Source organism: Mucilaginibacter sp. dw_454, assembly GCF_018449775.1.
Lineage (GTDB): Bacteria > Bacteroidota > Bacteroidia > Sphingobacteriales > Sphingobacteriaceae > Mucilaginibacter.
In genome coordinates, this window is the sequence record NZ_JAAVVB010000001.1 from 1222252 (window position 1) to 1243499 (window position 21248).

Consider the following 21248-nt stretch of genomic DNA (forward strand, 5'->3'; position numbering starts at 1 on the left):
GCAACCAGACTAATAGCTTCTTTTGCCGGTGAAATAAAAAAGCAACTAATTTGCATTATTTAACATTTTCGATAGTAAATATTAAAAACTATTTCTTTAGTTTAGCCAAATCACAATTGTTAACCAGTTCTAAACCTCACAATTAATGCGTACTACCTTTACGTTTAGTATAAGCAAACTATTTGTTTGTACCCTCCTTTTAATCTCCTCATTTACAGCAGTTGCTCAAAACAAATCATCTGTCAGCGGAAAAATCATCGATTCTGTCTCAAAAGCGCCGATAGAACATGCCACTGTAGCGATAGTCAACGCCAAAGACACATCGTTAATCTCTTACACGCTAACGCTAGGAAACGGCGATTTTAAGCTTTCGGGCCTGCCATCAGGCATAGAGACCAGATTGATCATATCGGCCATGGGCTATGGTACTTTCAGGCAATCTATCCTATTTAAGCCTAACGAAGTCAAAAACATGGGGGCAATATTCTTAAACATCAGGACGCTAAGAGAGGTAGTGGTTAAAGGCGAACGAACGCCGATCATCATCAAAAAAGACACTTTAGAATTTAATACCGAGGCTTTTAAAACCCGGCCAAATGCCGTTGTTGAAGACCTGCTAAAATTACTTCCGGGTGTGCAGGTTAACGTAGATGGTACCATTTTGGTTAACGGCAAAGAGGTAAGTAAAGTTTTAATTGACGGCAAGCGCTTCTTTGGCTCCGACCCTACCATCGCCACCAAAAATCTGGATGCCGAGCTGGTAGATAAAGTACAGGTATACGACGACCGCGAAGAGGACCCAGACCATAAATTAACAGATTTGGAAGTTGGCAAGATCATTAACCTAAAAATGAAAAAGAAGGTTAAGAAAAGTACTATTGGCAGGGTTTACGCCGGCGAAGGCACGCGCGGGCGGTATGAGGCAGGTGGTTTGATCGGCAATTTTAGAGATACCTTACAGGTAAGCGTTTTGGGCCTGACCAATAACTTAACCCGGACGGGCTTTTCGCAGGCCGAACTATCCGGTGCCGGGGGGTTTAGCCGATCTGGAGGCAGCGCGCAATACGACGGTACATTTGGCGGCAACGGAGATGGCGGTATAGAGCGCATGCGATCGGCGGGGATCAATATCAATAACGATTACGGCGAAAAATTTAAAGTAAACCTGTCGTATTTATACTACAATTATGTAAAGGATTATAACATCAAAACGCGCAACGATCAAAACCTTGATCAAACGGTATTAACTACTCAGAACAACAATATCAGCCAGTTGCGGCAAGACAGACATTCTACCAGCGGTTTGATAGAATGGAAACCGGATACCTCGCATAGCCTCAGGCTCAATTTCAAGTTGGATATCTCACCTACCAGTAGCGATGCCAACGGAATAACCAATTCATTCAATACCCAGACGCCTCAGATAAGTAACCTGTTTACCAAAACCTCAAGCATCAGCCAGATCAATGAGTTTACAGATTACCTGATCTATTATAATAAGCTTAAAAAGCCTGGCTCGTCCATCACGATAGTTCACACTTTAGATTTTAAAAACTCAGGGTCTGATGATTTTAACTATAATGATTTAGAGTCTTTTGTATCCGCGGTTCCGTCTTCATTACTTGACAGGTATTCTACTACCATTGGCAACTATTATGTTAATGATCTTTCAGTAACCTTAAACTATCCGTTTAGCCATAGAATAAGTGACGAGATGTTTGCACAATCCCGTTATTATCAAACAGCAAGCAAATTATCAACCTATGACAAGGACCCGGCAGGTAACTATGATGATTTCCTGGATGATCAAAGCAGCAACATCGTCAGAAATCATTTTATAGAAAATTTCAGAAACACGCTGAAATATACCTTTAAACACTCAACGCTTAAAGTAGGCCTTGATCTGGAACTGCAAAACATTAACGATAACTATCATTCAAGCACGCCAAATTCGTCTAACCAATATAATTACCTGTTCCCGTCAGTAAGGTATGATGCCGACCATTACTCTTTCGGTTACTACGAAATGGCTATGCCGCCTACGGTTGGCCAAATCCAGCCTATAACGCAACAAATCAGCCAGTTGTCTACCGTTACGGGGAATCCGAATTTAACGCCAATGCATGAGCATCATTTAAACTTTAACTATTTTAATTATGTTGCCGATAAGCAAACGTATACCAATTTAAGGCTTAACGCTTCGGTTAATACCAATAACATTGTCCAGGTATCTACTAAAGACGATAACGGTTTCGTCACATCCACCTACACCAATAAAAACGGAGGCTGGTACATAAACGGCAATGCAGGCAAAGGCAAGCAATTCAAAAAATCAAAGATCTGGCAATTTAGTTTATACAATTCGATGTTTGCTTCTTACAGCCAGCAATCATTTTATTTTAACGGCGATAACGGCACCCAGCATGATTATTATATCAGCGACGCGCAAAACATCGGTGTTAGTTACAAATCAATCGTTAATTTAAACCTGGTATATCGTATCAACGATCAAATAACTCAATACAAAGGTGTAGATTATGCATCGGTAAATACTTTGTCTCACAACGTAACTACCATAACCTCGATAAACTGGCCCAAAGGTCTAATTTTCGACGCGCAATATCAGTACCGGTATAATCCGCAGATCCCTGATGGTTTTTCAAAAAGCTCAAACGTATTAAACCTGGCAGAAACGGTGATGTTCCTGAAACAAAACCGTGCACAGTTTAAATTATCCGTTTATGATCTTTTGAATCAAAACACATCGGTTTACCGGTATGCTTCAAACAATGCTATTACCAGCGGCGAAAATGAAATATTGAAACGCTATTTTCTGTTGACGTTTTCTTATAAGATCAGTACTATTAAGAGATAGAAAGTCCCCAAATAAACATGTCATTTCGAACGACAGTGAGAAATCTATACATCGACATTCACGATTGCTTAGCATGTGTATGGATCTCTCACTGTCATTCGAGATGACAAACTCTTTGGTTAGTGATTTAACACCTAAAACCGCGTTTTAACATATTTTAACGCGGTTTTGTCGATCTTATTAAATACTTTTAGCTCACCATTAAACAAATACCTTAACACATTTACCTAAATCCGTTTTGTGCGGATGTTACCTTATGAGCAAACTTTCTTTTTCAGTGCTATTACTGGTGCTGTTTTCTTTTTCAGCATTGGCACAGCGCGGCTCCATTAAGGGCTTGATCATTGACTCAGTATCTAAAGCACCTATTGAACATGCCACTATTGCCGTAGTCAATTCTAAAGACACTTCGTTAGTGTCATACACCTTGAGCCAAAAAGACGGCTCTTTTAAATTGACCTCTTTACCTATTGATATCAGCAACAGGGTGGTAATCTCGATCATGCAATATGGTACATTTAGAAAAACGCTCAAACTTCAATCGAACGTTATAACAGATCTGGGGCAAATAAGCCTAAACCCCAGAAGTTTAAAAGAGATAGTAATAAAAGGCGAGCGCACAGCCGTCGCTGTTAAAAAAGATACCATCGAATTTACTGCCGAAGCTTTTAAAACCCGGCCCAATGCCGTGGTTGAGGATCTGCTGCGCTTGCTGCCTGGTGTACAGGTTAATGCCGACGGCAGCATTATGTTTAACGGCAAAAGTGTAAACAGGCTATTGATTGATGGCAAGCGTTTTTTTGGTAACGACACCAAAGTAGCTACCAAAAACCTGGATGCCGACATGCTGGACAAGATCCAGATTTACGATGACCGCGAAGACGACCCCGACCATAGATTAAGCGACCGCGAAGTTGGTAAGGTGATTAACCTTAAAATGAAAAGCAAGATCAAAAGAAGTACGCTGGGAAAAGTTTATGGTGGCGTGGGCACGCGCGACAGGCACGAAATAGGCGGCATTTTAAGCAACTTTCGTGACACGCTGCAGGTTAGTTTAATAGGCTTGTCAAACAACCTTAACTCAACCGGCTTTTCTAATGACGAATTGTATACCATGGGTGGTTTTGGCCGCTCGCAGGGCGGGCAGGTTAATGATGGCACTTTTGGCGGGCAAAACTGGGGCGGTGGTATCCAAAGCGTTATCTCTGGAGGCGTAAATATTAATAACGATTATGGTACCAAGCTGCGCATGAACCTAACCTACTTTTATACCGGTACCAATACTTTATACAACGCTAAAAACGAAGTGTTGCAAACCACAGATCAGACCGTAATTGATAACAAGGGAGAGGGCACCGCCAATTATGACAGCAGGAAACAAGCTTTAACTGCCGCAATAGATTGGAAGCCTGACACTAACATGCGTATATTGTATACGCCAAATTTTAGTTTTCAAACAAACCCATCCTCCTATATTTACACCGGCAATTCGGCTAATTTACAAGGGTCAATAAATTTTAGTAACAGCAGCCAAACCAGCAATTCAAGCGGTAACAACTTTAACCATAACTTTATGTTTTACCGCAAATTGGGGCATAAAGGTACGTCCATAACTGTCAATCATTCATTAACATTGAGCCACGACAGCCCCTACAACTACTCTTTACAGGATATCAGATCGTTCGTTTCGTCCGTTCCATCGCAATTGTTAGACAGGCATGAAGATGACGGTAGCGTAAACAATACTTTTGGTTTAACAGTTGGTTTCTATCATCCAATAACTAAAAAAATTATTGTCGAATTAAATACCAACACCAGATACCTGGTCATAGCCGGCAGAGCCAATGTTTTTGAGAAAAACCCGGGCAGTGGGCAATACAGTTTGTTTAATGACACGCTAAGTAAAAACCTGGTTAGGCACTGGTTTGTGCAAAATATCAAACCGATATTTACTTATAAATTTACAGACGATATTAATATCAAAGCTGCGATAGATCTGGAGATCCAGAACGTAACCAATTTCTTTAATATTGATACGGTACGCAACATCAACAAAAAATATCAGCTGCTATTTCCATCCTTCGAGTTAAACATTAAAGGTTTCTCTGCCCGGTACAGCCAATCTTATGACCTGCCTACTATAGACGACCTGCTACCTACTACCAGGGTTTATAATGCGTTTTACCGGGTTACCGGCAACCCCAATTTACAGGCCAATAAAGTGAGCGAGATGCACGTAAACTATTACCATTATTATAATGATAAGCAAGTGGGTTTCAATTTTTATGGTAATCTTTATTTAGCTGATAATGTGCGGATAACAAAAACCACCATAGACAGCGTGGGTGTTAATTCAAGCACTACCTTAAACGAAGGTAGTAGCGTGCGAAGTGATTTTGGGTTTGGTTTTAGCAAGCAGTTTAAGCAGCGACAAAAATGGCAAATTAATTTTAACACTAATTTTAACGGTGATATTCGCAGGTCAGACTTTATATTAAATACAGATAAGGGGACACAAACCAATTATAATTTTAGTGCCTCGCCAACCGTAAATTTCAATTACAGTTCACTGCTTTCTTTTAATACCAATTATCAGTTCGGCATTCAGTCAACCCAATATAAGGGGGTTAATTACGCAGCTGTTAATTTGTTAACGCACACTGTTGGCACAGATCTGAGCCTGAGCTGGCCCGCTCATTTTATTTTTGATGCTAAGTATAGTTACAACTATCGCCCACAGGTAGGCCAGGGCTTCCAGCAATCAAGCAATATTGTAGATCTGGCCACAACGTTTATGTTCTTAAAGAAAGATCGCGGGCAGTTTAAATTATCGGTTTATGACCTTTTTGACCAAAACGTTAGTATTTACAGATACGCGTCTAACAATTCTCTTATTACCTCAGAGCAACAGATTTTAAGACGCTATTTTATGCTGACGTTTCAGTATAAATTGAGTTCGTATAAATAATAAGTTAACCTGTCCGCGCGGACTCACCCCGACGTCGTTTCACTCGTCGACCCTCTCTTCGCCTTTGGCGGAAAGAGGGTTGTTTAATAAAAAGAAATTGTCATTCTGAGCGTAGCGAAGAATCTTATCAGAGCGTATAGGATCCTTCACTTTGTTCAGGATGACAAACAGAAGATTTACCCTCTTTGCCGCTTGCGGAAGAGAGGGTGGTCCAGCGAAGCGTAGACCGGGTGAGTCTTCGCCGCGCAAACCACACGACAGCCCCCACCCTGCCTGTGTTGAAAATATTACGCAAACTTTAATAGCATGTTAACAGCTAAAATGTTAGACTTGTAAATAATAACCTAAGTTGATCTGTTCAACCTAAAAAGAAATCTTTCATGCGTAATGTAAAATACTTTAAAGCGGCAATTACCGCTTGTTTAGCAGCTTCCGTTTCGGCAGGACTATTTGCCTTTGATACTGTTCATCCCGGCAAGCCGGCCAACAAAAAGACGACGAGAACCAGCGTCGCAGCTTTGAAAAAGCCGGAAGATAATCGCTTTGTAAAAACCATCCTGTCTAACGATTTGAACGAGCCAATGGAACTGGCCGTGGCACAGGATGGCCGGGTATTCTTTGTGGAGCGCGCGGGTAATTTTTACGTTTACACCCCGTCAAACAAACAAACCACATTAGTGCGCAAGTTTGATGTTAAGGCGGTAGACAAGATTTTACAGGGAATGCTGGGTATGACCATTGATCCTGATTTTTCCACCAACAGCTATATCTATTTTTATTACTCAACTGCTAAAGGCGATGGTTTGGTTAACCGGCTTTCGCGTTTTACCATCAGCAAAACCAATGTACTTAACCTGGAGTCTGAAAAAGATTTGCTGGATGTTCCGTTAGATGCCGAGGTCAGCGCACACTCTGGCGGTGGTATAGATTGGGATAAAAACAAAAATTTATACCTGTCAACAGGCGACAACACCGTTCCGTTCGAGTCGGAAGGCTATGCCCCTATTGATCGTCGTGCAAACCGCCAGACCTTTGACGCAGAGCGCTCGGCAGGTAACACCAATGATCTTCGCGGTAAAGTGTTGCGCATCCACCCTGAAGCCAATGGTACTTACACCATTCCGGCGGGTAATTTATTTCCGAAAGGAACAGCTCAAACCCGTCCCGAAATTTTTGTAATGGGTTGCCGCAATCCATACCGAATCTCGGTAGACAAAGCCACCTCTACCCTTTATTGGGGCGAAGTTGGCCCGGATGCCGGCGATAATGGCAAACAGGGTCCGCGTGGCTATGACGAAATTAACCAGGCCAAAAAAGCCGGTAACTATGGCTGGCCCTATTTTGTGGGCGACAATAAACCCTACAATAAATACGATTTCACTACCAAAGTAGTCGGCGATCTGTATGACGTTAACGCACCCGAAAATGCATCGCCAAACAACACCGGCTTAAATATTTTGCCTCCGGCACAAAAAGCTTTGGTTTGGTTTCCTTACGATACTTCGCCCGAATTTCCTGAATTGGGTAAAGGCGGACGCTGTATCATTGGCGGCCCGGTTTATCATTACAACCCGGCTTTGCAATCAAAAACAAAGTTCCCCGCTTATTATGACAAAGTTTTATTTGTGGGCGATTATATGCGCAGCTGGATCTTCGGTGTGCGTATGAATGATGATCTGAGTTTTAAAAACCTGGACCAGTTGATGGAAAGCAATGGCGATTTCCGCAGACCAATTGATATGAAATTTGGACCGGATGGCTCCTTCTATGTATTAGAGTATGGTTCGGCCTACGGACTGGATAACCCGGATGCCCGCCTGGTGCGTGTAGATTATAATGGAGGAAACCGACCGCCCGTAGCTAAGATAGCCACACAGGATACCATTGGTTTGATCCCTTATAAAGTTGCGCTTGATCAGAAAAGTTTTGATTATGATTCGGGCGATAAACTGCGTTACAAATGGATCTTAAACGGCAAAACCGTATTCTCGACTGCCGAAAAACCGGTTTACACGTTCCGCAAGAATGGTGTTTATAAGATCACTTTAAAAGTTACCGATGCTGCAGGTACCAGCTCGACCGATAGCAAGATCATTAAAGTAGGCAATACCTTACCGGATGTTGCTATTACGACCACAGAAAACAGCAGTTTCTTCTTCCCCGGCGAGCAAACGCTGGACTATAACGTAGCAATTAAAGATCGCGAGGACAAAGTGATAGACCTGAAACGTGCGAAAGTTAATTTGAACTATATAGCCCGTGTGGAGAATGGCCAGAATCTGATGGGTCACCAACACATCGCCCCTACATATAACTATGGTAAATCTTTAATGGCTAAAAGCGATTGTAAAGCCTGTCACGCAGTTAATACTAAAGTATTGGGGCCTGCGTTTGTTGATGTGGCAAAACGTTATAAAGACGACAAGGATGCGGTAGATAAGCTATCAAACAAAATCATTAAAGGCGGTAATGGCAATTGGGGCGAACATGCCATGAGTGCGCACCCGCAATTGAGCAAAGACGATGCTTCTGAAATCGTAAAATACATTCTAACGTTGAGCGACGTTAAAGCCGAAACCTCGTTACCTACCGTAGGCAACGTAGCATTGAAAGATCACGTGGCTAACCATGATGGCGGCAGATATATCCTGACTGCATCGTACACCGATAAAGGCGGCGCTATTACACCGTTGACCACTACCGAGTCGATAGTACTTCGCCCGGCTAAAGTATTAACGCAAACTGCCGATAAATTCGACAATATTGAACATGTGGACAATGGCGTTTTTGCATCGCAAAACAATGCTTACTTTATGTTAAAAGACGCTGACCTGAAAGATATCGGTCAATTGACCTATTATTATCGCTCAAAAGGGCTGGAGGGTAAAATTGAAGTTCATGCAGACTCGGCCGACGGTGCGTTGATCAGCACCTTCGACTTTACGCCAACTGCCGATCCAAAAAGCTACGTAGCACAAAGCACCCCAATAAGTGCACCGCAAGGCAAGCATGACTTATACTTTGTATTCGTCAAATCGTCGCGCACGGCCAAAGGCGATATCGGCGTAGCTTGGGTTAACTTTGAAAAAGTAAAATAGAATTAATAGCTTATTATAGAAATAAAACGCCGTTAAATGTTTTTAACGGCGTTTTATGTTAAAATAATCAGCTGATGAGGAATAAGTGTGCCGTTCTCCCCGCCACGTCATCGTGAGCGAGGTACGAGCGTGACGATCTCCGGATCGCTTGTATAGATATCCTCACGCTACGCTCAGGATGACGTGGCGGAGTGTGTGTAAGTTTGAGCGAGTATGTGAAACAAAAAAAGACCTAAAAGTCATTTTTACTGTTTCATTCTGTTTCACTAAAAAATTACAACTATTTAAATATCAATATTTTATCTAAATATATTGTTTCACTTGTTTCATCTGTTGCACACACACGTGAAACAAAACACAGACTGCCAAAGAGCCTATTTTTTCACTACCGGCCAGCCATCTACCCAGTCGAGTTGGTTAATTTCCAGTCGTTCGTAGGTGGTTGTATAGGCATGGTACGCCATGTAATCCACACCATCAAATGTCTCTACCGAGTTATGCCCCCGGGCATAGAAGGTTTTGTTAACTCCCGTATCGCCGCCCAAAACCAGGCTGCCGCCACCCTTTGCCATGTCCACGCCGTCCTTATCCAGGTATGGCCCGGTTATCTTCTTTGAGCGGCCGATCCTAATGTTATAAGTGCTATGTATCCCCGAGCAACAGGCATCCCATGAAGCAAAGAGGTAGTAATAGTCGCCTTTCTTGAATATGAATGGCGCCTCTATCTCACCGTTTCCCGCTTCAGCGTCCGTGTATTTGTAATCACGCGGTCGGCTGGCTATAGTGTGCCACTCTTGTGGTTCGGCAATAGTCTTCAGATCGGGGTTTAGCCTAACCAGCTTCAAACCGTCCCAGTGCGAACCAAAGACCAGCCATGCAGTACCATTCTCGTCAATAGCCAGATTGGGGTCTATGGCGTTCCAGTCATCACGCCCGGTTACCGATTGTATGACCATGCCGCCATCCACCCATTTATAGTCTTTAGATTTGGGGTCGAGGGTCTTGTTGGTGGCAATGCCTATCACCGAGGTGTTCTTGCCAAATATGGAAGTAGCATAGTACAGATACCACTGGCCGTTATGAAAGCTCAGGTCTGGCGCCCAGAAGCCCAATCCTTTAAAGCTTGGCAGCCGCTGCGCCACCCAGGCCGGCGCTACCGAGAAGACGGAGGGTAGCTTAGTCCAGGTCTTCATATCCTTCGATGCCCAAACCTGTATGCCACCACCGGTATAGTAAACGTAATAGGTATCGCCTTCTTTAGCCATTACAGGGTCGTGCACGCCGGGGTCGGTAGTAACATCGCCTACCTGAAAGCGACCGCGAATATGGTTATTATCTGCCGGCTGCTGGGCATACACTGATAAGCAGCAAGCCAGCAATAGGATGATAAATAGTGTACCTTTCATAGTTTGGGTTGATTAATTGGCTACCAAATATTGACTTAAATTAGCTCATTATCTATAATAATGATAAATTTAGCGGTAATATTTGCATTACCTAAGTTAACCAATCAATAATTAGCTATGTACAGGTCAAAGGTATTATTTGGTGCGATATGGTGTTGGCTATGCTTTAGTTTCAACAGCTTCGGACAGGTTGTAAAACCTGCTATTACAGACGCGCTTTCGCCCGCCGAATCGGTGCATCTAAACGGATTCCTGGCTACTAAACTAAGCGAAGATATAGATAATCGCCTGCTGGCCCAGGATGTAGACCGACTCATAGCACCCTTCAAGCTGGAGAACCGCACCGAAACCACCCTATGGCAAAGCGAGTTTTGGGGCAAGTGGTTTACTTCGCTTGCATTGGCCTATAAATACAATCCCGATCCCAGGTTAAAGGCAACGATGAATCATGCGGTCGCGGGTCTGCTGGCTACGCAAACATCTGATGGCTACATAGGCAACTACGCTGCCGAACATCGCCTTGAGGGCTGGGATATCTGGGGACGCAAGTACTGCATGCTGGGTCTGTTAGCTTACTACGACCTCACCAAAGACAAAAAGAGCCTCACAGCCGCCAGCCGGATAGCTGATAACCTGATCGACGACCTCAATAAGAAGGACGGCATCATCGTAACCAAAGGTAATTATAGGGGAATGGCTGCATCATCGGTGCTAGAGCCGATCTGCTTGCTGTATAATCATACGGGTAATAAGAAGTATCTGGACTTCGCACAGGAGATCGTCCGTCAATGGGAAACGCCCGAAGGTCCGCATTTGATTAGTAAGGCTAATATCAACGTGGCTCAGCGCTTCCCAAAGCCTAAAAATTGGTACAGCCCGGAGCAGGGACAAAAGGCATATGAAATGATGTCGTGCTATGAAGGTTTGCTGGAGCTATACCGCATCACAGGTAACGAAACTTATAAGCATGCAGTTGAAGACACCTGGGCCAACATTAAAAGAACCGAAATAGATATTGTAGGCTCAGGTGCATCTACCGAAATGTGGTTTGGCGGCAAAGCGTTGGAGAACACGCCAATCAACCATTTCCAGGAAACCTGTGTTACGATAACCTGGCTCAAACTCACCCAACAACTGCTCCGTCTTACCGGCGAAGCCAAATACGCCGACGAAGCCGAACGCACTTACTATAACGCGCTATTAGGATCAATGAGCCAACATGGTGCCGAGTGGGCCAAATACACGCCGCTTAATGGTGAGCGCTTGCCTGGCAGCGAGCAATGTGGTATGGGACTAAATTGCTGCATAGCCAGCGGCCCGCGAGGTTTGTTCGCTATCCCGTTGTTTATGGCAATGGAAACGGCAGGCGGCTTACAAGTCAATTATTTTGCTGATGGTAGCTATAAGTTAACATCGCCTAAAGGACAAGCCGTTACTTTGACACAACATACCGACTATCCAAAAACAGGCGTAGTTAATATCGATATTAACCTGCCAAAGCCGGAAGATATGACTATCAGTACCCGTATCCCTGCCTGGAGCGCTAAAAGCAAACTCATTGTAAACGGTACCGAGATAAATGGGTTGCAGCCAGGCTCATACGCTAAAATCAAGCGTACCTGGAAAACCGGCGACAAGATCACTTTAGAGGTGGATATGCGTGGCCGTGTAGTTCAAACAGGCACTTCCTTCCAAAGTGCTGCTATTGTACGGGGGCCGTTGGTTTTAGCTCGGGATACTCGTTTTGAAAGCACAGCACTAACTGCTGTTTTAAGGCCGGTGGCCGACAAGAACGGATATATTGATCTTACCAACTTACCTGATAATACCAACGATGACATCCTGCTGTTGTGCAAAGCCAGGTTCATTCCTGAGTCATATACTGAAGTGCCAAAGGGACCTGTCGATATTACTTTATGTGACTATGCATCGGCCGGCAACGGAACACAGCATTCATTTTATGCAGTGTGGTGGCCGCAACTGTTTCATCCGGATGGTAACTAAACAATTGTTCATATGAAACCGATATTAAGGAAAGTTGACAGTGGTAATAACTCGTTTAGCATAAGGGAAGACATTTATCCTTTCTTGTACAATCACTGGCATTATCACCCTGAAATTGAGCTTACCTATATCCGGAAGGGTACAGGCATCAGGCTGGTTGGCGACAGCATGGCTCCATTTGAAGACGGGGATCTGATTCTGCTCGGTTCAAATTTACCTCACATGTGGCGCAGCGATTCTATCTACTTTAAGAACATCCCGACACTGAATATTGAAGCCATAGCCATACACTTCAGGGATGATTTCTGGGGAGTGGGATTCATGCAATTGCCTGAATTACGATTAATTAAAGAGATGCTCGATCTATCCAAACGTGGTATTCAGATAACAGGCATCACCCGCGATTATGTGATCAAAGCTATGGAAGACAACCTGTACGTAACCGGCCCTAAACGTATTGAGTTTTTGCTGGGGATATTAGACGTGGTTAGCCGCAGCGGCGAATACACGCTTCTGGCAACTCCCGGTTTTAACAAAACATATGATCTCACCACCACAGACAAGATCAACCTGATCTACACTTATACCTTCAATAACTTCAAAAACAACATCTCTATCAAAGAAGCTGCCGAAGCCGCGAGCCTAAGCCCCAACTCCTTTTGTCGTTATTTTAAAACGCGCACACTTAAAACCTACTGGCAATTCTTACTGGAGATCCGAATAGGCTATGCCTGTAAATTGCTCATAGAGAATCAAAAATCAGTATCGCAGATCTGTTATGAATGCGGATTCAATAACCTCTCCAACTTTAACAGGCAATTCAAATCACTATTAAAAATCACACCATTACAGTACGCCAAATCGTATACAGTGCACGTTATGCATTTGTAAATAGAATCTGTGTTATTTAAACACAGATTCTACATCGGCTAATGTTACACCTAACACTTTTAGTGCAATTGAATTCAAAGCCACTTTATCACCGGTAAAATGGAATACTTTGTGTTGATGCTGTAACTTACCGCCCGGTTTTAGAAATGCCGCTGGCGACACACTCTCAATTTCATAAAACGGCCCCATCTGGGTACCATCAGCAAGCGGACCATCATTATAAGCATTCACGGCATCACCACTTAACGGGGCACGGTCTGTACGCCATTCCTGGTTCAGGAACAGCCCGTTATTGTCTATATCAAATTTAGCGATGGTTAGTACATTGTTAGTAGCATCATAGCTACCAATAACGGGCATGGCCCTTTTTGGTGTGATACCCAATTTACCGCGCGATTTGCCATCAGCTTTAAAAAACAACACATTGTTTTTGTAGACTATTCTATCCGCAGGTATCTGCCCGAAGTAATCTGTGGTTGCTACCTTCTCGGTTTTGGCGTTGTTGTAAGGAATAATGATCACCACTTTAGGCGATGGTGTAAACATGTCCAGATTCCACATACATGGTGCGCCGGTTGTTTGTGTCCACTCTATTTTGCTGGTATTAGTTAGCGTATTATCCGCCTGGAAACCTACCGCTTTTGTTTCGGGTGCTAGTTTGATGCCTAAAGCACTTTCAATAGCTGCATTATCCAGCAGAGTAATATCACGGTCGACTTTAATTTTCAGCTGGGTACCTGCATAGTTCAACAGATCCATATCCTTACTCATAGCCACCTTTTTATCATTGGCAGATACCACTTTCCAACTTTCGGTATCAAAAGCTTTAGGTGTATGCCAATCCGGGAAAGCCATCTTGGCACCGGGTTTAAAGAATAAGGAAAATTTACCACCCTCGGGGCCCAACCATAAACGGTTTTCGCTGCCGTAAGCGTTCATGTGAGAATCGGTATCTGCTTTAAAGGTTTTGTAGTTGATCCAACCAAAGCTGCGTCCATTCAAACCATCGGCAGTCGACGTAAATACCTTGGCCTGGTATTTTGCCGAAACTATAATTTGCGCCGCTCCATCTGCACTTTTTAACACTATTACACTATCGTTCTTTTTCAGGAAATCAAGATCATAGCCGTAAGTTCCTTTGGCGTATTTAGCCGTAGTGTCGCTGCTTGCGGTTTCTTTTTTTGTGTTTGACTGACAAGACGCTAAAAGTGCAACAACGGCGATTACTGCATGGTTCAATTTCAAAATACTGCTCATCATTTTTGATTTATATGGTGATTATTAAAATTTGGCAATTAATTATAGGCGACCGTGTTGCTCAAAGTCCCGATACCATCGATAGTTATCTCAACAACATCGCCCGGAGCCAATGTAAAATCATTAGGTGGCACCAGGCATGTACCCGTCATGAGGAAAGCGCCGTTAGGGAAACTCAACTCTCTGAACAGAAAGCCGGCTAATTCTTCGAGCGAACGCTTCATTCTTGACAATGGCGTATTGTCTGAATAAACCGTCACATCATCACGCTTTATAGTAATACTTATAATTGTCTCCTTGCTTATTGCTGTAGCCATTACAGTTAAACATGGCCCAATACCTGCGCTTTTATCATAAGTTTTCGCCTGCGGCAGATAAAGGGCATTCTCGCCTTCAATACTGCGTGAGCTCATATCGTTACCAACAGTATAACCCTGAATATCGCCGTTGCTGTTAATGAAAAGTGTAAGCTCCGGCTCTGGCACGTTCCAGGTTGAATCTTTACGAATACTGATCAATTGACCATGACCAACCGTACGCGCCGCTGTTGACTTAAAAAAGATTTCCGGGCGCTCAGCATCATAAACTCGCTTGTATAGATCAGACCCACCTGATGATTGAGACTCTTCTACCCTTGCATCGCGGCTTTGCAGGTAGGTTACTCCTGCTGCCCAAATCTCCTGGTTTTCTATCGGCGGCAATAAACCATCCTGCCAATTAGCATTGGTAACTTTTGTGGCCAAATGATATACTGCGGCCAAAAACGTATACAGTCCGTCGCGGTTAATCAGTTCATCCCATTGGTAATCCAATTTATAAACTGATCCGTCGTTTTGTAAAAAAATCCCTTTTGTTGTTTTGTATAGTTTCATGCGTATTGGTTTATTTTAAAGAGAAATACCTCTTTTCCATGGTATAAAATCGTCGTGACCGCCCGTTACTGCCTTAGCCTTTTCTTCGCCGCTGGCTACACGGATAATATGTTCCAAAATGCGCTCGCCAGCCTCATTTATACTTTCATCGCCACTAATCACAGTACCAGCGTCTATATCGATGATATCGGTCATTTTGTTGTATAGTTTAGTATTAGTAGATACCTTAACAACCGGCGTAATAGGATTACCGGTAGGCGTTCCTAATCCCGTAGTAAATACCACGATGGTTGCACCCGAGCCAACTTCGGCAGTGGTCGATTCCACATCACTGCCCGGCGTACACAATAGTGTTAAGCCCGGTTTTCTAACCTTTTCGGGATAATCCAACACATCTGCCACTGGCGATGTACCACCTTTTTTTGCTGCACCTGCTGATTTAATCGCGTCCGTTATCAAACCATCGCGCACATTGCCTGCAGACGGATTTGAATCAAAGCCTGAACCCAAAGCCTTAGCTTTATCATAGTAAGAACGCATCAGGTGGATAAATCTGCCTGCTGTTTCATCGTCAATACATCGATCACTTAATTCTTGCTCAACACCACATAATTCAGGAAACTCAGAAAGAATTACCGATCCGCCCAGTCCTACTATAATATCAGACACATGGCCCAATGATGGATTAGCTGAGATCCCCGAAAAACCATCCGAGCCGCCACATTCCAATCCTACACAAAGCTTACTTAGCGGTGCTGATTTACGGGTATTTTTGTTGGCTTCGATTAAGCCTGTAAACGTCTTTTTAATAGCCTGATTCAGCAATTCGGTTTCACTCCCTATTTGTTGTTGCTCTAACAGGTACAACGGCTTGGAGAAAGAAGGATCACGTTTATAGATTTCTTCTTTCAACATGTCGATCTGCGCATTTTGGCAACCAAGGCTTAGCACGGTAGCGCCGGCCACATTAGCATGCGTAATGTATCCGGCTAATAAACCGCATAGTCCGCGCGTATCTTCTTTTATCCCTGCGCAGCCCAAAGAATGATTCAGAAATTTGATGCCATCAACATTGGAAAACAACTTTTGATCTTTAGCTTTCAAACTAGCAACACCGTTCAGATCCGCGGCCAAAATTTCATCCGCATTTTTTCCTGATCGGTATAATTCTACCAATTGTTTTATATGGTCACGCTCCGGCGAAGTATCCGTTTGATAACCTAATTCCTTCGCAAAAGCATCTTGTATAACCTGTACATTCCTGTTCTCGCAAAAAACCAATGGAATCACCAACCAGTGATTGGCTACGCCAACCGAACCATCAGCACGATGGTAGCCCATAAAAGTACGGTCCTTCCAGGCAGACAGATCAGGCATCAGCCAGTCCGTCTTGCGCTCGCGTAGTTCGTAGTCGCCCGAGGCATGTTTTATATTTTGGGTAGTTACCGGTTCGCCGGTTGTTATCGGCAATACGGCTCTACCTACCAATACACCATACATTAACACATCATCGCCCGGGTTAAGATCCTGCAGTGCAAATTTATGTTTAGCGGCTACATCACCTAGCAAAGCAATCTGCTTATCTTCTGATAATATCATGTCCCCGGCCTTCAAATCAACCAACGCCACTTCGATATTATCTTTAGGATGTATTTTTAAAGTTGTAGTTTGCATCATTAAAATTTAAGCTAGTACCTCTTTAGTCAATTGCCCGTCTACCTTACGCCAAATATTCAATGGATTACCATTCTGTAACTCCGGCGGTAGTAATTCTTGCGGAAAATTCTGATAACTCACCGGCCTAACAAAACGATAAATAGCCTGTGACCCGACAGACGTGGTACGGCTGTCGGTGGTTGCCGGATAAGGCCCGCCGTGTTGCATAGCGTGCGTAACTTCTACCCCTGTTGGGACATTGTTGATCATCACGCGGCCGACTTTTTCCTCCAGGATATCAAATAATTCTTTGTGAGCCGATACGTCGTTGGCGTTGGCCCAAACACTAGTAGTCAGTTGACCCGGAATATTCCCTGCTATGGTTAATAATTGCAGGACATTATCGGCTATTACAAGCAGAGCCATCGGGCCAAAATGTTCTTCAAACAAGGATTGATCTTTTAGAAAATCAGTACCGGAAACTGTAAATGCCTGCGGTGTGGCCTGATTGGCATCAGCTATTCCTTTACCCAATAATTTTAGCGATGGAAAGGATTCTAATTCAGTGATACTCTTACAATAGGCACCGTAGATAGCATCGGTTAGCATTAAACCGCCATTCGCGCCAGATAATGATTCAGCATATTGCGTTAAGAATTTATCTGCGCTCTCACTTTTAACCATTAAAATAATACCGGGATTGGTACAGAATTGTCCTACGCCTAACGTGTTAGACGCCACCAAAGATTTGGCTAAGCTTTCCGGGTCTTCGTTCAGTTTTCCAGGCAATAAAAACACGGGGTTTACACTACCCATTTCGGCATAAACTGGGATCGGTTCCGGCCGTTGTGCAGCCAGATCGAACAAAGCTCTGCCACCGCGTAATGATCCCGTAAAACCAAGTGCCTTGATTAACGGATGCTTAACTAGTGCCTGGCCACTTTCAATTGTTTTGCCTTGGATCAAGGAGAAAACGCCATCAGGCATACCTGTTTTTTTTGCAGCCTCGATAATACAGTTGCCTACCAGCTCTGACGTCACCGGGTGGCCAAAATGCGCTTTGTAAACCACCGGACATCCGGCTGCTAAAGCCGATATGGTATCGCCACCAGCAACCGAGAAAGCGAATGGAAAATTACTTGCACCGAAAACGGCGACCGGCCCCAAAGGACGTTGCATCTGGCAAATCTGCGGTTTCGGCAAAGGCTGGCGTTCGGGCATTGCTTTATCAATTATCGCGTTTACCCATGAGCCTTCTTTTAACAAGTTCGCGAATAGGTTAATCTGCCCTATAGTTCTGTCTATTTCGCCATTTAAACGTGGCTGGGGCAAGTGTGTTTCCTGCATAGCGACAGGCACCAGCGTTTCGCGGATGTTATTGATCTCGGCAGCTATGGCCTCCAAGAAATTAACTCTATCGGCAACTGGCAGTAATTTATACGTTCTGAATGCAGCATCAGCTTTCTTTGCAGCTTCATCTATATTAGCGGCTGTCGCTTCACTAAACATGTACTGACCTGAATTATCTTTCATCGCTATCGAACTTTTAAAATTGTCCGTAGCACCGTCGGCATTTGAGTATCCAATAATTTGTTTTCCTGTAATTTTCATAAGTATTAAAGGGATATTATCCCAAGTTTTTTGTCATGCCCGAAACAATGACTTTATTCACCGGGATTTTACCATAAGCCACATCCAAACGCGGCACACCTGCTTTCAATGTCACCGTACCAAAACCTGTTGCTGTTGAAAGAAAGCTCGTAAAATCACCAATCCGTGAATCGATATGCAGTTCCTTATCTATCGCGTCATAGCGTACGCCGGTAAGCCCCTCGATCATGCCATAACTTGACATAGCCCGTGCGTACCAGTGACCGCATTCGTACTCATTAAATGGATTTCGTACTTCGCCATTGTATCTATCACGACAAGCACGTACAATATCCAGGCCTTTTTGAACTTCGCCCATCAACATTAAATGCGATGCAACCTGGTACTCAATGCCAGTCCATACCTCGTTGCTGTATACAAATGGCAACGAAAGCATGCCGCCTTTTGGCCATGAACAAAGCAGTAAACCGCCTTCATCGCCAATAGCATAAGTAGGCCGCTGCGGATTGGAATGTTCGTGCAGACTGGTTTTAAAATTATAGCGATGTACGGATGTTAAATGGTTCCTGGTTTTTTGCTGATCCAATGGATCACCTAAACCGCACATTCTTGATAGCCATCCACCCATTACACCGTCAGATAACACACCAGTGCCATATTGATATTTAGGACCTTCTTTCTCCAATATTATTTTAGCCTCTGGCTGATACCCGGTAGCATATGATTGTGCTTTAGCGGGATCAGGAGCCTGTAACTCTTTCCATTCTATTTTTTGTTGGAAATACTCGCCGTTGTACAGCTCGCTTTCCATGTACTTTTTACCTTTCGCGTACAACGTCTCGTATCCAGACACATCTTTACCTAAAGCTTTACTCATGGTAATAAATGCGTTTAGTGCGCCTAAATAAAAACTTGTTGCAAAGCCTGTTGGCCCCCAAAACTCAATATCGTAAGTATTGTGGTGTGGTTCCTGTACAACGCCGTTTCCTTTCGGGTCCCAGGTTTTGCTACAGTAATCCAGGCTGGCTTGTACTTTCGGATAGATCGACTTCAACCATTCTGTATCGCCACTGATGCGCCATTCGCGATGTACTTTCATAATACCGCCGAGTTGCCCATCCGATGCTGCGTGAAAGTTGTGTACCACCTTGGTTATGGGTAGGTTTGAGCGAAACATCTGGTGTCCTTCTTCATTCTGACTTTCATAAAATTCAGTATCGCGCAAGCTGCGCTCTAAGGACGGAAACAAATGCGAAACCGCCTGCGCGTAGTTCCACACGTGGGTGCATGAGCCATGGCAACTTCCCCAGTTATCGCCGGTTCCCTCCCAGTTCCAAAACCTTCCATCATACTGACGCATTACTGTGGGCGATTTTAATATGGTTAGGTTTGCGGCAATTGCTTCGGTAACCTCTGGCGGTAAGGTGCTTTTATAGAATGTATCCGTGAATAGTTTGGTCTTTTTGCGGAGATCGCTGTAATTATCAGTCCAATATTCAGCTACATCTTCAATATTTTTGAATTTGCTGCTATACCAGGGTTTATGGAATTGCAAAAGCGGATCGGCATCAACCCGCGCTCTATCCGATGGGTCAACCTCGCCCATACGTAGTTTGGTATTGGGCACATACCAAGCCATCATCAAGTGAATGGTCTTCTCCTCCCCTGGCTTCAGGCTAAATGGTACAAACAACGATGCACCCGGTGCATTAGCGCCTACCGGCGGATTGTTTTTTAGCTCACTGTTTTGAATAGATTTCCAGGCCATCGTCAAGCCATCGAACCATCCTCCCCTGAACCAACAATGGTCAACAAGTGTTGCCGGGTCATTGGTGCAAATAGCAAAATCGCCCTGTTTTTGTGGATCTTTTTGGGTGCCGTCAGCTGAAAGCGCGAAACCGTTCTTTATAGATTTAATGGAGTTTTTGGTATCCGGTTGCTCCATAAAGTTGCGGCTGCTGTAAGAGAAGACACAATCTTGCGTTTTACCACTGTTATTTTTAAAGTGATATTCTAATCCGCCAACAGGTAAACTCGCACTGTCCGCATCAGGTGGAACAAAAGGACTCCAGCCTTTTATGTCGACGTGTAAAGGAATATCCTTATCAATCAAAGTAATATCAGCAAATGGGAATCGTGCGTTAAACTCAGCCGACTCAAAACGAGCCAATCCCCATGTAGCACCACCAGTACCACCTAAACCGGCATCATGATTACCAAATTTTTTCCAGGCAGGAACTTTGGCCTCTAAAACTTTGGCTCCGTTAACCAGCCCTTTAATACTAATGGCCGCGAACATCGCCGGCTCATTAAACACATCCGGATTATTACGTACCGACATGTGCGATATAGCACCTGTACCTTCCAAACAGAACATACCAGCACCTATACCTCCAATCGGGAATGCTACGCGATTTAAATGCATTCCGTTATAGGGCGTATTGTACGCACGTTTTCCTGGCAGAACAACGGGCAAGGACTTTTCTTCTGTCGAGGTTTTCTCCGCGGCTTTCAAGCGGCCAATCGGCAAAAATGCCGCTGCCCCGCCAACACCTAAATTCCTTAGAAATCCGCGGCGACCTGATCCGTTTTTCATATCAGCTAAATTTT

At 43.9% G+C, this 21248-nt stretch carries 11 protein-coding genes; 5 read left to right on the forward strand and 6 right to left on the reverse strand.

Annotated features, from left to right (window positions below; genetic code table 11):
• Positions 1 to 145: 145 nt before the first annotated feature.
• From HB679_RS05550 to HB679_RS05560, 3 genes are all read left to right on the forward strand, one after another.
• On the forward strand, positions 146 to 2875 hold the full coding sequence (locus HB679_RS05550; RefSeq protein WP_214070937.1) for a TonB-dependent receptor: 2730 nt from the start codon (positions 146 to 148) through the stop codon (positions 2873 to 2875).
• Positions 2876 to 3131: 256 nt separating this feature from the next.
• Positions 3132 to 5843 (forward strand): TonB-dependent receptor, encoded by a 2712-nt coding sequence (locus HB679_RS05555; RefSeq protein ID WP_214070938.1) that lies wholly within the window; start codon positions 3132 to 3134, stop codon positions 5841 to 5843.
• Between the two features lie 380 nt (positions 5844 to 6223).
• A complete protein-coding gene (locus tag HB679_RS05560; protein ID WP_214070939.1) occupies positions 6224 to 8941 on the forward strand; it encodes a PQQ-dependent sugar dehydrogenase in 2718 nt (905 codons plus the stop codon).
• A gap of 374 nt (positions 8942 to 9315) precedes the next feature.
• Here HB679_RS05560 and HB679_RS05565 read toward each other — a convergent pair whose 3' ends face one another.
• On the reverse strand, positions 9316 to 10347 hold the full coding sequence (locus HB679_RS05565) for an arabinan endo-1,5-alpha-L-arabinosidase (RefSeq protein ID WP_214070940.1): 1032 nt from the start codon (positions 10345 to 10347) through the stop codon (positions 9316 to 9318).
• 117 nt (positions 10348 to 10464) lie between these two features.
• Here HB679_RS05565 and HB679_RS05570 point away from each other — a divergent pair, with 117 nt between their 5' ends.
• Both HB679_RS05570 and HB679_RS05575 read left to right on the forward strand, forming a co-directional pair.
• Complete coding sequence (locus tag HB679_RS05570) at positions 10465 to 12351, forward strand: beta-L-arabinofuranosidase domain-containing protein (protein ID WP_214070941.1); 1887 nt, start codon at positions 10465 to 10467, stop codon at positions 12349 to 12351.
• Positions 12352 to 12363: 12 nt separating this feature from the next.
• Positions 12364 to 13242, forward strand: coding sequence for an AraC family transcriptional regulator (locus HB679_RS05575; protein ID WP_214070942.1), 879 nt, complete (start codon positions 12364 to 12366; stop codon positions 13240 to 13242).
• Between the two features lie 12 nt (positions 13243 to 13254).
• Here the strand turns inward: HB679_RS05575 and HB679_RS05580 are convergent, their stop codons facing one another.
• The 5 genes from HB679_RS05580 to HB679_RS05600 are packed head-to-tail and all read right to left on the reverse strand — an operon-like array spanning position 13255 to position 21234.
• Positions 13255 to 14502 carry a DUF6786 family protein gene (locus HB679_RS05580; protein ID WP_214070943.1) on the reverse strand — a complete coding sequence of 416 codons (1248 nt, stop codon included), beginning with the start codon at positions 14500 to 14502 and terminating at the stop codon, positions 13255 to 13257.
• Positions 14503 to 14537: 35 nt separating this feature from the next.
• Positions 14538 to 15371 carry a fumarylacetoacetate hydrolase family protein gene (locus HB679_RS05585; protein WP_214070944.1) on the reverse strand — a complete coding sequence of 278 codons (834 nt, stop codon included), beginning with the start codon at positions 15369 to 15371 and terminating at the stop codon, positions 14538 to 14540.
• 15 nt (positions 15372 to 15386) lie between these two features.
• Positions 15387 to 17045, reverse strand: coding sequence for an altronate dehydratase family protein (locus tag HB679_RS05590; protein WP_214071254.1), 1659 nt, complete (start codon positions 17043 to 17045; stop codon positions 15387 to 15389).
• Positions 17046 to 17054: 9 nt separating this feature from the next.
• A complete protein-coding gene (locus tag HB679_RS05595; protein ID WP_214070945.1) occupies positions 17055 to 18638 on the reverse strand; it encodes an aldehyde dehydrogenase (NADP(+)) in 1584 nt (527 codons plus the stop codon).
• A gap of 16 nt (positions 18639 to 18654) precedes the next feature.
• On the reverse strand, positions 18655 to 21234 hold the full coding sequence (locus tag HB679_RS05600) for a GH116 family glycosyl hydrolase (protein WP_214070946.1): 2580 nt from the start codon (positions 21232 to 21234) through the stop codon (positions 18655 to 18657).
• Positions 21235 to 21248 lie beyond the last annotated feature (14 nt).

Coding starts and splice junctions, on each gene's coding strand:
- HB679_RS05550 (WP_214070937.1), top strand. CDS start 146: ATGCGTACTACCTTTACGTTTAGTATAAGCAAACTATTTGTTTGTACC.
- HB679_RS05555 (WP_214070938.1), top strand. CDS start 3,132: ATGAGCAAACTTTCTTTTTCAGTGCTATTACTGGTGCTGTTTTCTTTT.
- HB679_RS05560 (WP_214070939.1), top strand. CDS start 6,224: ATGCGTAATGTAAAATACTTTAAAGCGGCAATTACCGCTTGTTTAGCA.
- HB679_RS05565 (WP_214070940.1), bottom strand. CDS start 10,347: ATGAAAGGTACACTATTTATCATCCTATTGCTGGCTTGCTGCTTATCA.
- HB679_RS05570 (WP_214070941.1), top strand. CDS start 10,465: ATGTACAGGTCAAAGGTATTATTTGGTGCGATATGGTGTTGGCTATGC.
- HB679_RS05575 (WP_214070942.1), top strand. CDS start 12,364: ATGAAACCGATATTAAGGAAAGTTGACAGTGGTAATAACTCGTTTAGC.
- HB679_RS05580 (WP_214070943.1), bottom strand. CDS start 14,502: ATGATGAGCAGTATTTTGAAATTGAACCATGCAGTAATCGCCGTTGTT.
- HB679_RS05585 (WP_214070944.1), bottom strand. CDS start 15,371: ATGAAACTATACAAAACAACAAAAGGGATTTTTTTACAAAACGACGGA.
- HB679_RS05590 (WP_214071254.1), bottom strand. CDS start 17,045: ATGCAAACTACAACTTTAAAAATACATCCTAAAGATAATATCGAAGTG.
- HB679_RS05595 (WP_214070945.1), bottom strand. CDS start 18,638: ATGAAAATTACAGGAAAACAAATTATTGGATACTCAAATGCCGACGGT.
- HB679_RS05600 (WP_214070946.1), bottom strand. CDS start 21,234: ATGAAAAACGGATCAGGTCGCCGCGGATTTCTAAGGAATTTAGGTGTT.